Source organism: Pseudomonas sp. S3_E10 (assembly GCF_054667615.1).
In genome coordinates this window covers 1,937,971-1,951,702 of sequence record NZ_CP162743.1, presented here as the reverse complement: position 1 = coordinate 1,951,702, position 13,732 = coordinate 1,937,971, and the positions used below count along the sequence as shown (strand labels likewise).

General features: G+C 61.7%; 10 protein-coding genes and 1 pseudogene. 5 read left to right on the top strand and 6 right to left on the bottom strand.

The genetic code is table 11. The features are described 5' to 3' along the window. Window positions 1-47: 47 nt before the first annotated feature. Window positions 48-263: a TIGR02450 family Trp-rich protein gene (locus AB4N98_RS08785; protein ID WP_137219984.1), complete on the bottom strand. Its 216-nt coding sequence runs from the start codon at window positions 261-263 to the stop codon at window positions 48-50. Continuing rightward, complete coding sequence (locus tag AB4N98_RS08780) at window positions 260-1,246, bottom strand: NAD(P)/FAD-dependent oxidoreductase (protein ID WP_065877327.1); 987 nt, start codon at window positions 1,244-1,246, stop codon at window positions 260-262. The genes AB4N98_RS08785 and AB4N98_RS08780 overlap by 4 nt, the downstream gene beginning before the upstream one ends. A gap of 222 nt (window positions 1,247-1,468) precedes the next feature. On the opposite strand from AB4N98_RS08780, the gene AB4N98_RS08775 reads away from it, so the two are divergent. Further along, window positions 1,469-2,368 (top strand): TIGR01777 family oxidoreductase, encoded by a 900-nt coding sequence (locus tag AB4N98_RS08775; protein ID WP_017529893.1) that lies wholly within the window; start codon window positions 1,469-1,471, stop codon window positions 2,366-2,368. 14 nt (window positions 2,369-2,382) lie between these two features. Then, window positions 2,383-3,409: pseudogene (hemH, locus tag AB4N98_RS08770) on the top strand (ferrochelatase). Window positions 3,410-3,471: 62 nt separating this feature from the next. On the opposite strand, the gene AB4N98_RS08765 reads toward hemH, so the two are convergent. Next, entirely contained in the window at window positions 3,472-5,565 is a 2,094-nt protein-coding gene (locus AB4N98_RS08765) for a TonB-dependent siderophore receptor (protein ID WP_065877325.1), read from the bottom strand. Between the two features lie 112 nt (window positions 5,566-5,677). Then, window positions 5,678-6,832: a Do family serine endopeptidase AlgW gene (algW, locus tag AB4N98_RS08760; protein WP_017529890.1), complete on the bottom strand. Its 1,155-nt coding sequence runs from the start codon at window positions 6,830-6,832 to the stop codon at window positions 5,678-5,680. Window positions 6,833-6,934: 102 nt separating this feature from the next. Between algW and AB4N98_RS08755 the strand changes: the two genes are divergently transcribed. The 3 genes from AB4N98_RS08755 to cysN all read left to right on the top strand — a co-directional run bounded on the left by AB4N98_RS08755 (window position 6,935) and on the right by cysN (window position 10,675). After that, on the top strand, window positions 6,935-7,693 hold the full coding sequence (locus AB4N98_RS08755; protein ID WP_135196368.1) for a Nif3-like dinuclear metal center hexameric protein: 759 nt from the start codon (window positions 6,935-6,937) through the stop codon (window positions 7,691-7,693). A gap of 156 nt (window positions 7,694-7,849) precedes the next feature. Continuing rightward, window positions 7,850-8,767 carry a sulfate adenylyltransferase subunit CysD gene (gene cysD / locus AB4N98_RS08750; RefSeq protein ID WP_017529888.1) on the top strand — a complete coding sequence of 306 codons (918 nt, stop codon included), beginning with the start codon at window positions 7,850-7,852 and terminating at the stop codon, window positions 8,765-8,767. A gap of 9 nt (window positions 8,768-8,776) precedes the next feature. After that, complete coding sequence (gene cysN, locus AB4N98_RS08745) at window positions 8,777-10,675, top strand: sulfate adenylyltransferase subunit CysN (RefSeq protein ID WP_017529887.1); 1,899 nt, start codon at window positions 8,777-8,779, stop codon at window positions 10,673-10,675. A gap of 50 nt (window positions 10,676-10,725) precedes the next feature. Here cysN and AB4N98_RS08740 read toward each other — a convergent pair whose 3' ends face one another. Together AB4N98_RS08740 and pta are read right to left on the bottom strand one after the other, a co-directional pair. Beyond that, window positions 10,726-11,625 carry an acyltransferase gene (locus tag AB4N98_RS08740; protein WP_460149371.1) on the bottom strand — a complete coding sequence of 300 codons (900 nt, stop codon included), beginning with the start codon at window positions 11,623-11,625 and terminating at the stop codon, window positions 10,726-10,728. Further along, window positions 11,626-13,725, bottom strand: coding sequence for a phosphate acetyltransferase (gene pta, locus AB4N98_RS08735; RefSeq protein WP_017529885.1), 2,100 nt, complete (start codon window positions 13,723-13,725; stop codon window positions 11,626-11,628). It abuts the gene before it with no gap. Between the last annotated feature and the right edge of the window lie 7 nt (window positions 13,726-13,732).

The following is a 13,732-nucleotide window of genomic DNA, read 5'->3' as shown; positions in this document are numbered from 1 at the left end:
TTGAAGCTGTACAAGTCAAATTATTTGTACAGGTTTGTGCGTTGAGGCTATTTCCACCCCATTTTCCACGCGTCGGCGTTCTGCAGCGTTTGCCACGGCAGGCGTTCGCCGCGGCGGGTGAGGACGGCTTGCAGCTCGATTTCCAGCACGGTGCCTTCCTCATCGCGAAACAACTCGGTGACCAGAAAGTGTTTTTCCTTGCGCAAGGGGCGGGCTGCCGTCCACTTCGACAGCAGCAGTTTTGCCGGGTTGATGCGGTTCATTGCAGGTGTTCCGTCAAGCGTCGGGCGGCTTCCTGGCCGCTGAGCCAGGCGCCTTCCACGCGGCCGGAGAGGCACCAGTCACCACACACGTATAGGCCCAGGTCGGCATCGGCCAGCACGCCAAACTCGTGGGCGCCGGACGGTCGGGCGTAGAGCCAGCGGTGCGCCATGCTGAACGACGGCGCGGGCATGGCGCTGTGCAGCAGCTCGGCGAAGGCGCCGTGCAGGTGCTCGATCACGGCTTCCTTGGGCAGGTCCAGGTGCGCTTTGCTCCAGGCGCTGGTGGCGTGCAGCACCCAGGTGTCGAGGGTGCTGTCACGCCCCGGTTTACTGCGGTTGCGCGCCAGCCAGTCGAGGGGGCTGTCTTGTACGAAACAGCCTTCCATCGGCGTGTCCAGCGGCTTGTCGAAGGCCAGCGCAATGGCCCAGGTCGGGTCCATTTTTACCCCGGCGGCGGCGCTCGCCAGTTTGGGCGCTGCAGCCAGCAGAGTGGTGGCCTGGGGTGCCGGTGTGGCGATGACCACATGGCTGAAGGGGCCATGGTTGCCGCCGTCGGCGTCGAGCAGGTTCCAATGTTGTGCGCCCTGGAACACCTCGGTGATGCGACAGCCGAACTCCACGGGCAGGTCGTCGAGCAAGGCGCGGGTAATGGCGCTCATGCGCGGCGTGCCGACCCAGCGGATCTGCTCATCAGGGGAGGGCGTGAGCTGGCCGGACTTGAAATTGTACAGCTGCGGTTTCCACTGCTCGGCCCAGCCGTTGCTCTGCCAGCGTTGCACCTCGTTGACGAAGCGCCGGTCGCGGGCGGTGAAATATTGGGCGCCCATGTCCAGTGCGCCGGCATCGCTGCGCTTGCTGGACATGCGGCCACCACTGCCGCGGCTTTTATCGAAGAGTTGTACGACATGCCCGGCGTCTTTAAGCGCTCGGGCGGCGGAGAGACCGGCTATGCCGGTACCGATGATCGCGATGGGGACAGTCATGGGAGGCCTCGTTTTACCGTTGGGTACAGACTACGCCGACACCAATAGCTGTACAATCTCGTTTTTTGGTATAAGTTTTGGCGTGCCTGAACGTGTGGCGTGACCTATGGTTAAGCTAAGACTTAAACCTGATGCCTAAACAAAGGCCGCGCCCGATTAAGTTGATCCCTGCTTATAAAATAGACCAATGACGGGCGGCGAACGTTACATGAGGAAGATCCCATGCATATTTTGCTGACCGGCGGTACGGGTTTGATCGGCCGCCAACTCTGCCGACACTGGCTGGCCCAGGGGCATCGCCTGACCGTATGGAGCCGTCAACCTGAACGCGTTGCCGCCTTGTGCGGTGCGCAGGTGTTGGGGGTTGCGCGCCTGGAAGAGGTGATCGGCGTCGTGGATGCGGTGGTCAATCTGGCCGGCGCGCCCATCGCCGACCGCCCCTGGACCCACAAGCGCAAGGCGTTGTTGTGGAGTAGCCGTATCGGGCTCACTGAAACCCTGCTGGCGTGGCTGGAGCGCCTTGCGCAAAGACCGGCGGTGTTGGTGTCCGGCTCGGCGGTGGGTTGGTACGGCGACGGTGGCGAACGTGAATTGACCGAGGCCGGCGGCCCGGTACTGGACGATTTTCCCAGTCAGCTGTGCATCGCCTGGGAAGAAACCGCTCAACGCGCCGAAGCCCTGGGTATTCGTGTGGTGCTGGTGCGCACCGGCCTGGTGCTGGCGGCCGAGGGCGGCTTTTTGTCGCGGTTGCTGCTGCCCTTCAAACTGGCGCTGGGCGGGCCTATCGGCAATGGGCGGCAGTGGATGCCATGGGTGCATATCAAGGATCAAATCGCCCTGATTGATTTTCTTCTGCACAAGGATGACGCCAGCGGTCCTTATAATGCGTGCGCGCCGCACCCGGTGCGTAACCGCGAGTTCGCCAAGACCCTGGGCCAGGTGTTGCATCGCCCTGCATTCATGCCGATGCCGGCGTTTGCCTTGAAGGTTGGCTTGGGGGAGTTGTCCGGCTTGTTGCTGGGCGGGCAGAAGGCGGTGCCCGAACGCTTGCTGGCCACCGGTTTCACTTTTCAGTTCACTGAGTTGCGCGCGGCTCTGGACGACCTGTCCAGCCGCCTCTAGCCATAGGATGTTGCATGACGGATCACGCGTTGTTACTGGTCAACCTGGGTTCACCGGCCTCCACTTCGGTGGCCGATGTGCGCAGCTACCTCAATCAGTTCCTGATGGACCCTTACGTGATCGACCTGCCGTGGCCGGTGCGGCGCTTGCTGGTGTCGCTGATCCTGATCAAGCGCCCCGAGCAGTCGGCCCATGCCTATGCGTCGATCTGGTGGGATGAAGGCTCGCCGCTGGTGGTGCTCAGCCGCCGCCTGCAACAGCAGATGACCGCCCAGTGGACCCAGGGGCCCGTGGAGTTGGCGATGCGCTACGGCGAGCCGTCCCTGGAAACGACCCTCACCCGTCTGGCCGCCCAGGGTATTCAGAACGTCACCCTGGCGCCGCTGTACCCACAATTTGCCGACAGCACCGTCACCACGGTGATCGAAGAGGCGCGCCGCGTGGTGCAGGACAAAAAACTCAATGTGCAATTCTCGATCCTGCAGCCGTTCTACGATCAGCCGGAATACCTGGATGCCCTGGCGGCGAGCGCACGGTCTTATGTCGAGCAGGACTACGATCATTTGCTGTTGAGTTTCCACGGCTTGCCCGAGCGTCATCTCACCAAGCTCGACCCCACCGGCCAGCATTGTTTCAAGGACGCCGACTGCTGCAAAAACGCCTCTGCCGAGGTGCTCGCCACCTGCTATCGGGCGCAATGCTTCAGCGTTGCTCGCGACGTTGCCGAGCGCTTGGGCTTGCCTGACGGCAAATGGTCGGTGGCGTTCCAATCGCGCCTGGGCCGTGCGAAGTGGATCGAACCCTACACCGAGGCGCGCCTGGATGCACTGGCCCGGCAAGGCGTGAAAAAGCTGCTGGTGATGTGCCCGGCGTTTGTGGCCGATTGCATCGAGACCCTGGAAGAGATCGGCGATCGCGGGCGGGAGCAGTTCCGCGAGGCCGGGGGGGGAGGAGTTGGTGTTGGTGCCGTGTTTGAATGATGACCCGCAGTGGGCGGCGGCGCTCAATACGCTGTGTGAAAGAGCACCTCTTTCCCTGTAATTGAACCTGGCGCAGATCCAAATGTGGGAGGGGCTTGCTCCCTCCCACATGTTTGATTTGTGTTAGAGCTTTAGGGTCAGGCTAACCGTTAAATTGCGCGGTTCACCGGGGTTGACCCAGTAGTTGCTGTAGGACCGCTCGTAGTACTTCTCGTCAAACAGGTTGTTGAGGTTCAGGCCCACGGTCACGTTGTCAGTGGCTTTGTAATGAGCCAGTAAATCCACGGTGTGGTAGGCGGGCAGTTCGAAGCTGCCCCCGGCCTCGCCGGAGCGGTCGCCCACGTAGGTGAACGCCGCGCCCAGGTCTGAGCCGCGCAATGCGCCATCCCGGAACTCATACACGCCCAACAGGCTGCCGCTGCGCTTGGCCACGCCAAGAATGCGGCTGCCCGTTGGAATGGTTTTGTCACCCTTGGTCACTTCGGCGTCGATGTAGGCGAAGGCGCCGATCACTCGCACGGCATCGGTCACTTGCCCGGTCAGTTGCAGGTCGAAACCTTGGCTACGGGCCTTGCCCATGGCGCGGTTGAGGTTGGTGGACGGGTCCAGGGCCAGCACGTTTTCCTTCTCGATATGGAACGCGGCGAGTGTGGCGCTGAGGCGGTCGTCGAACAATTCGCTCTTGACCCCCACTTCATAACCCACGCCTTCCTCAGGCTTGAAGGTATTGCCGGTGGCGTCCAGGCCACTGTTGGGCTTGAACGAGGTCGAGGCGTTGGCAAACACGCCGATTTCGGGCGTGAGCTGGTAAAGCAGGCCGGCGCGCTGGGTGAGCGCGTCGTGGGTTTGCCGGCTGGGTGGGGCGTTACGGGTGAAGTCGTCGACGGTTTGCTCGAAATGCTCAAAGCGCGCGCCAATCATGCCGCGCAGGCGGTCGGTAAAGACGATCTGGTCTTGCAGGTTGAGCGCGTGGCTTTTGGTCTGCTCAAAGAAGTCGGTACCGGAGCGTGTGCCGTTGGGTTTTGGCTGGCCGTAGACCGGGTTGTAGAGGTCGATGGGGTAGCTGCCCGCGATAGCGGTAACGCGTTCGTTCTTGCGGTAGTCCTCGTATTCGGTGCCCACCAGCAGTTCATGCTGCCAACTGCCGATGTCGAACAGGCCGCGCAGTTCCAACTGAGTGATGCTGTCGTGCCAGCCCATGGAGCGCTCGCGGTAGCGCCGGTTGAGGGTGTGGCCGTCGGCGTTCAGGGCCCGGTTTTCCGACGCGTCGCCCCACAGGCTGCCCTGTTTGTAGTGGCTGGCCAGGCGCAGTTTCCAGGCATCGTTGAGGTGATGTTCCAGGGTGGCCTGGATGCGATTGTTGTGGTTGTCGATGTCGCCGTCGTTGGGTTCGCCGAGGAAAGTGGAGCGTGATACCCCGGGTGCGTCGACGATGCCGCGATCGAAGGTGGAGCTGTGGCGCACGAATTCGCTTTCTACCAGCAAGCTGGTGTCCGGGCTCAGTTGCCAACTGAATGAAGGCGCGACGAACACGCGCTTGCTTTCGACGTGATCACGGAAGCTGTTGTTGTCTTCCACGGCCAGATTGACCCGTGACAGCAGATTGCCTTCGGCGTCCAGCGGAGTGTTGACGTCCAGGGCGGTGCGATAGCGGTCCCAGCTGCCGGCACTGGTTTGCAGGGTGGTGAAGGCTTGCGGCTGGGGCTTTTTGGTAACGATATTGACCGTGCCGCCCGGATCGCCGCGCCCGTACAAACTGGCAGCGGGACCTTTGAGCACTTCGATGCGTTCGATGTTGGCCACATCCGGTGTGCTCGGGTAGCCACGGTTGGCGCTGAAACCGTCCTGATAGAACTCCGACGTAGTGAAACCGCGCACGCTGTATTCGTAGAGCGTGAGGCCGCCGAAGTTGTTTTGCTTGGACACACCGCCGGCAAATTCCAGAGCGCGTTCCACATTGGTACTGCCTAGGTCCTTGAGCACCGTAGCGGGAATTACGCTGATGGACTGTGGGATGTCGCGCAGGGCCGTGTCGGTTTTTGTCGCGCTGGTCGAACGGGTGGCCCGGTAGCCATCGACCGGGCCGGTGGCGGACTCATAGGCATCAGACGTGACGCTGATGGTATCGAGTTCCAGGGTGTTTTCTTCGGCGAAGGCGGGGTCCAGCAGTAAACCCAAGGCCAGGCCGGCCAGGGGAGCGATTTTTCGAGACGGCATGATAGAGCGTTCCAATGTCGATATTGAAACAATATAACATGCCAGATGAGACTGAATCGCTTTTAAATGTCAGCGCACAGATGCCCGCGAACGGGCACCTGTGCGCAACGGCTTATTCTTCTTCTTTGACCGGGGCGGGCGGCGGACGCAGACCGATTTCGGCCGCCAATTTGATCTCTTTACCGTTGCGCATCACCAGGATCGCAACTTTGTCGGTGGGTTTGATCCGCGCCACCTGGTTCATCGACTTGCGCCCATCGCCGGCCGGTTCGCCGTTGATGCTGAGGATCACATCCCCCAGTTGCAAACCGGCTTTTTGCGCCGGGCCGTCGCGGAAGATCCCGGCGACCACGATGCCAGGGCGCCCGGTCAGGCCAAATGACTCGGCCAGTTCCTTGGTCAGCGGCTGCACTTCAATGCCCAGCCAGCCGCGAATCACCTGGCCGTGCTCGATGATCGACTTCATCACCTCCATCGCCAGCTTCACCGGGATCGCAAAACCGATGCCCTGGGAACCGCCGGATTTGGAGAAGATTGCCGTGTTGATGCCGGTCAGGTTGCCGTTGGCATCCACCAGCGCGCCGCCGGAGTTGCCCGGGTTGATCGCGGCGTCGGTCTGGATGAAGTCTTCGTAGCTGTTAAGCCCCAACTGATTGCGCCCGGTGGCGCTGATGATGCCCATGGTCACGGTCTGGCCCACGCCGAACGGGTTGCCGATGGCCAGCGCCACGTCGCCCACCCGCAGGCCATCGGAGCGGCCCAGGGTGATGGCCGGCAGGCTCTTGAGGTCTATCTTCAGCACCGCCAGGTCGGTTTCCGGGTCGCTGCCGACCACGCGGGCCAAGGTCTCGCGGCCGTCACGCAGGGCCACCACAATCTGGTCGGCGCCGGTGGTCACGTGGTTGTTGGTGAGGATGTAGCCTTCGGGGCTCATGATCACCCCGGAACCCAGGCTGGATTCCATTCGACGCTGCTTGGGCCCGTTGTCGCCGAAATAGCGGCGGAACTGCGGGTCTTCAAACAGCGGGTGCGCCGGTTTGTTGATGACTTTGGTGGTGTACAGGTTAACCACGGCCGGCGCGGCAATGACCACCGCATCCGCGTAGGTCACCGGGCCTTGCACCACCGCGCTGGTCTGCGGTGCCTGCTGCAGGTTTACGTCAAGGCTTGGTAAGCCCACCCACTGTGGGAAACGCTGAATAATCAGCATCGCGATCAGCACGCCAGCCAACAATGGCCATCCAAAAAAACGCAGTGCCTTGAGCATCAAGTAAGTCCTGACAGGTTGCAGGGGGCGGGAGAGCGCCCATAATGTCGCGCATTATACGAGGCTGCGAGCACCTCGGAACCGGATATTTAGGAGTCTTTTATGGCCGTCCCTCTTACCACCCTCGTCGAGGAAGCGGACCGCTACCTCGCCAGCGCAAAAATTGCTGATTATTGCCCCAATGGCCTGCAGGTCGAAGGTCGCCCGCAGGTGATGCGCATCGTCAGCGGCGTGACCGCCAGCCAGGCCCTGCTGGACGCCGCCGTCGAGGCCCAGGCCGATTTGATCCTGGTGCACCACGGTTATTTCTGGAAAGGCGAAAACCCCTGCATCACCGGTATGAAGCAGCGTCGCCTGAAAACCTTGCTCAAGCACGATATCAGTCTACTGGTCTACCACCTGCCTCTGGACCTGCACCCGGATGTCGGCAACAACGTGCAACTGGCCCGCCAATTGGACATCACCGTCGAAGGCCCGCTGGACCCTGGCAACCCCAAGGTCGTCGGCCTGGTCGGCTCCCTCGCCGAACCCCTGTCGCCGCGCGATTTTGCGCGCCGCGTGCAGGAGGTCATGGGCCGCGAGCCGCTGCTGATCGAAGGCAGCGAGATGATCCGCCGCGTCGGCTGGTGCACCGGTGGTGGCCAGGGTTATATCGATGACGCAATTGCCGCCGGTGTCGACCTGTTCCTCAGTGGCGAAGCCAGCGAGCAAACCTTCCACAGCGCGCGCGAAAACGACATCAGCTTCATCGCTGCCGGCCATCACGCCACCGAGCGCTACGGCGTGCAGGCACTGGGCGACTACCTGGCCCGGCGCTTCGCCCTGGAGCATTTGTTTATCGATTGCCCGAATCCGATCTAAGCCACACAGCTCCCGCAGGAAGCCCAAACTCGGGGGCATATTCATATACCGTTTCGATCTAGCCGGCGCCCTGAATAGAAGAAGGTGCTGTGCTAGCATGCCCCGCTCGAACACGGCCCGCTGGCCGTCCATAAGATCGTTTTTCCGTGAGTAGCCATGGTCGACAAACTGACGCATCTGAAACAGCTGGAGGCGGAAAGCATCCACATCATCCGCGAGGTCGCCGCCGAGTTCGACAACCCGGTAATGCTCTACTCGATCGGTAAAGACTCCGCCGTGATGCTGCATCTGGCACGCAAGGCCTTCTTCCCGGGCAAACTGCCGTTCCCCGTGATGCACGTCGACACCCGCTGGAAATTCCAGGAGATGTACAGGTTCCGCGACAAGATGGTCGAGGAGCTTGGCCTGGACCTGATCACCCACGTCAACCCGGATGGTGTTGCGCAGGGCATCAACCCGTTCACCCACGGCAGCGCCAAGCACACCGATATCATGAAGACCGAAGGCCTCAAGCAGGCGTTGGACAAGCATGGTTTCGATGCCGCGTTCGGCGGTGCCCGTCGCGATGAAGAGAAATCCCGCGCCAAAGAGCGCGTGTACTCGTTCCGCGACAGCAAGCACCGCTGGGACCCGAAGAACCAGCGCCCGGAGCTGTGGAACGTTTATAACGGCAACGTCAACAAGGGCGAGTCGATTCGCGTGTTCCCGCTGTCCAACTGGACCGAGCTGGACATCTGGCAATACATCTACCTCGAAGGCATCCCGATCGTTCCGCTGTATTTCGCCGCCGAGCGTGACGTGATCGAGAAGAACGGCACGTTGATCATGATCGACGACGACCGCATCCTCGAGCACCTGTCCGACGAAGACAAAGCCCGCATCGTCAAAAAGAAAGTACGTTTCCGTACCCTTGGCTGCTACCCGTTGACGGGCGCGGTGGAGTCCGAAGCCGAGACGCTGACGGACATCATCCAGGAAATGCTCCTGACGCGAACTTCCGAGCGCCAGGGCCGGGTCATCGACCACGATGGCGCAGGCTCAATGGAAGATAAAAAACGTCAAGGTTATTTCTAAGGGGCTGTCATGTCGCATCAATCTGATTTGATCAGCGAGGACATCCTCGCCTACCTGGGCCAGCACGAGCGCAAAGAGATGTTGCGCTTCCTGACCTGCGGCAACGTCGACGACGGCAAGAGCACCCTGATCGGCCGCCTGCTGCACGACTCCAAGATGATCTACGAAGATCACCTGGAAGCCATTACCCGCGATTCGAAGAAGTCCGGCACCACCGGCGATGACATCGACCTGGCGTTGCTGGTCGACGGCTTGCAGGCTGAGCGTGAGCAGGGCATCACCATCGATGTCGCTTACCGCTACTTCTCCACCGCCAAGCGCAAATTCATCATCGCCGACACCCCAGGCCATGAGCAGTACACCCGCAACATGGCCACTGGCGCGTCTACCTGTGACCTGGCGATCATCCTCATCGACGCCCGCTACGGCGTGCAGACCCAGACCCGTCGCCACAGCTATATCGCCTCGTTGCTGGGTATCAAGCACATCGTGATCGCCGTCAACAAGATGGACATCAATGGCTTTGACCAAAGCGTATTCGAGGCCATCAAGGCCGATTACCTGAAGTTTGCCGACGGTATCGCGTTCAAGCCGAGCACCATGGCCTTTGTGCCGATGTCGGCGCTCAAGGGTGACAACGTGGTGAACAAGAGCGAGCGCTCGCCTTGGTACACCGGCCAGTCGCTGATGGAGATCCTCGAAACCGTCGAGATCGCCAACGACCGCAACTACACCGACCTGCGTTTCCCGGTGCAGTACGTCAACCGTCCGAACCTGAACTTCCGTGGTTTCGCAGGCACCCTGGCCAGCGGCATCGTGCACAAGGGCGACGAAGTCGTGGTGCTGCCGTCGGGCAAGAGCAGCCGCGTCAAATCCATTGTCACCTTCGACGGTGAACTGGAGCATGCCGGCCCAGGCCAGGCCGTGACCCTGACCATGGAAGACGAGATCGACATCTCCCGTGGCGACCTGCTGGTGCATGCCGACAACGTGCCGCAAGTGGCCGACGCCTTCGACGCCATGTTGGTGTGGATGGCCGAAGAACCGATGCTGCCGGGCAAGAAATATGACATCAAGCGTGCCACCAGCTACGTGCCGGGCTCCATCACCAGCATCGTGCACCGCGTGGACGTGAACACCCTGGCCGAAGGCCCTGCGAGTTCGCTGCAATTGAACGAGATTGGCCGGGTCAAGGTCAGCCTCGACGCAGCCATCGCCCTGGACGGTTATGACAGCAACCGCACCACCGGCGCGTTTATCGTCATCGACCGCTTGACCAACGGCACCGTGGCCGCCGGCATGATCATCGCACCGCCGGTCACTCACGGCAGCGCGGCGCAGCACGGCAAGTTGGCCCATGTAGCCACCGAGGAGCGCGCCCTGCGCTTCGGCCAGCAGCCGGCCACCGTGTTGTTCAGCGGCCTGTCGGGCGCCGGCAAGAGCACCCTGGCCTATGCGGTTGAGCGCAAGCTGTTCGACATGGGCCGTGCCGTGTTCGTACTGGATGGCCAGAACCTGCGTCATGACCTGAACAAGGGCTTGCCGCATGACCGTGCCGGGCGTACCGAGAACTGGCGTCGTGCCGCCCACGTTGCGCGCCAGTTCAACGAAGCCGGCCTGTTGACGCTGGCCGCGTTTGTCGCCCCGGATGCCGAAGGCCGTGAACAGGCCAAGTCGCTGATTGGCGCCGATCGCCTGTTGACCGTGTACGTGCAGGCGTCGCCGCTGGTGTGTGCCGAGCGTGATCCGCAAGGTTTGTACGCTGCGGGCGGGGATAACATCCCTGGCGAATCCTTCCCTTACGACGTGCCGTTGAACGCCGATCTGGTAATCGACACCCAGGCCCTGTCGCTGGAAGAGAGCGTCAAGCAAGTGCTGGAGCTGTTGCGTCAGCGCGGCGCGATCTAACACTCGCCGCAGTCAAATGTGGGAGGGGGCAAGCCCCTCCCACATTTTGATCATTTTTTGTCTGGGTAATCGGCGTGCAGCTTGTCCAGCAACTGATCCTTCTCTTCCCACAGCCGGTTGATCCAGCCCTGGAACGCCAGCCTGTACTCGGCATCCTGCTCATAATTCTTGCCAATGAACTCGGCCGGGATCGGCACTTCTTCAAACTGCACCACCACGTCCTTCACCTTACCGCACAGCAAATCCCAGTAGCCTGGGCGCCCGGCAGGGTAGTGGATGGTCACGTTGACCAGTGATTTGAGCTGTTCCCCCATGGCATCCAGCACAAACGCGATACCGCCAGCCTTGGGCTTGAGCAAATAGCGAAACGGTGAGTTCTGCTGCGCATGTTTGCCCGGCGTAAACCGTGTGCCCTCGGCAAAGTTGAAAATGCCCACCGGGTTGTCGCGAAATTTCGCGCAGGTCTTGCGGGTGGTTTCCAGGTCCTTGCCTTTCTTCTCCGGGTGTTTCTCCAGGTAGGCCTTGGTGTAGCGCTTCATGAACGGAAAGCCCAGCGCCCACCACGCCAGGCCAATCACCGGTACCCAGATCAGCTCTTGCTTGAGAAAGAACTTGAGCGGGCGAATGCGGCGGTTGAGCACGTATTGCAGCACCATGATGTCGACCCAGCTCTGGTGGTTGCTGGTCACCAGGTACGAGTGCTGATAGTCCAGGCCCTCAAGCCCTTTGAGGTGCCAGCGCGTGCGTTGCACCAGGTTCATCCAGCCTTTGTTGTTGGTGACCCAGGCTTCGTGAGTGTGGTTCATCAGCCATTCGCTGAAACGCTTGGCAAACGGCAGTGCCTTGAACAGCGCGACGATAAACAGGAACGAACACAGCAGGATCGTGTTCAGCGCCAACAGCAGTGATGCGATCACCCCGCGCATGGCGGCAGGTAGAAAAGCCAGCATTTAGATATCCATAGGTCGGTTGGCGGCTTGGATCGCAGTCAGCGCGATGGTGTACACGATGTCATCCACTTGGGCGCCGCGCGGCAGGTCGTTGACCGGTTTGCGCAGGCCTTGGAGCATCGGCCCCAGACTCACGCAATCGGCGCTGCGTTGCACCGCTTTGTGGGTGGTATTGCCGGTGTTCAGGTCGGGGAACACAAACACCGTGGCCTTGCCGGCGACCTGGCTATTGGGGGCCAACTGCCGTGCCACGTTTTCGTTGGCGGCGGCGTCGTATTGCAGCGGGCCGTCGATCAGCAGAGAGCTTTGCTGTTCATGGGCGAGCAGGGTGGCTTCGCGAACCTTCTCCACTTCCTCGCCGCTGGCGGAATCGCCGCTGGAATAGCTGATCATCGCCACGCGCGGGGTGATGCCGAACGCGGCCGCCGAGTCGGCGCTTTGCAGGGCGATTTCTGCCAGTTCGGCGGCGCTTGGGTGCGGGTTCATCACGCAGTCGCCATACACCAGCACCTGCTCGGGGAACAGCATGAAGAACACCGACGACACCAGCGTACAGCCCGGCGCGGTCTTGATCAGTTGCAGGGCGGGGCGGATGGTATTCGCGGTGGAGTGAATGACGCCGGAGACCAGGCCGTCGACTTCATCCAGCGCGAGCATCATGGTGGCGATCACCACGGTGTCTTCCAGTTGCTGCTCGGCCATCGGCGCGTTGAGGCTCTTGCTCTTGCGCAGCGCCACCATTGGCTCGACATAGCGCTGGCGGATCAGGTCCGGGTCAAGGATCTCCAGCCCTTCGGGCAATTCGATGCCTTGGGCGCGGGCCACCGCTTCCACATCCGCAGGCTTGGCCAGCAGCACGCAACGGGCAATGCCACGGGCCTGACAGATGGCGGCCGCCTGCACGGTCAGCGGTTCGCTGCCTTCGGGCAACACGATGCGTTTGTTGGCGGCCTGGGCTCGCTGGATCAGTTGGTAGCGGAACACCGCCGGCGACAGGCGCATTTCCCGTGGCGTGCCGCAACGCTGGTGCAGCCAGCGCGCATCGAGGTGGCTGGCGACGAAATCGGTGATGATCTCGGCCCGCTCGCGGTCATCGATGGGGATTTCCTTGTTCAGGTTGTTAAGCAGGTTGGCGGTCTCGTAGGAACCGGTACTCACCGACAGCACCGGCAACCCGGCCTGGAACGCGCCGCGGCACAGCTCCATGATGCGCGGGTCGGGCAGGGTATCGCTGGTCAACAGCAGGCCGGCCAAGGGCACGCCGTTGATCGCGGCCAGGCTGACGGCGAGGATGATGTCGTCACGGTCGCCGGGCGTTACCACCAGCACGCCGGGCTTGAGCAGTTCCACGGTGTTACGCATGGTGCGCGCGCAAATAATGATCTTGGTCATGCGCCGGGTTTCATAGTCGCCGGCATTGAGGATCTGTGCGCCCATCAGGTCGGCCACGTCGCGGGTGCGCGGCGCGTTGAGTTCGGGCTGATAAGGAATGCAGCCAAGCAGGCGGAAATCACCGCTGCGCAACAGCGGCGAATGTTCTTTAAGGCGCGCCGAGAACGCTTCCATGCTCTCGTCGGTGCGCACCTTGTTCAGGATGACGCCGAGTACTTTCGGGTCTTTTGGGCCGCCGAACAGTTGTGCCTGCAATTCCACGCGGCCGGAGAGTTCGGTGAGCACTTCGTTTTCCGGCGCCGATACCAGGATCACCTCGGCATCCAGGCTCTTGGCCAAGTGCAGGTTGACCCGCGCCGCATAACTGGCGCTGCGCGTGGGCACCATGCCTTCGACGATCAGCACGTCTTTGCCCACGGCCGCCTGCTGATACAGCGTGATGATTTCTTCGAGCAACTCGTCGAGCTGGCCGTCGCCGAGCATCCGCTCGACATGGGGCAGGCCCAGCGGGGGCGGCGGTTTGAGGCCGTGGGTGCGTGCCACCAGTTCGGTGGAGCGCTCAGGGCCGGTATCGCCTGGGTGCGGTTGGGCAATCGGCTTGAAAAAGCCGACTTTAAGCCCGGCTCGCTCAAGGGTACGCACCAGCCCAAGGCTGATGGAGGTCAGGCCCACACCAAAATCGGTGGGCGCGATAAAAAAAGTCTGCATGCGAATT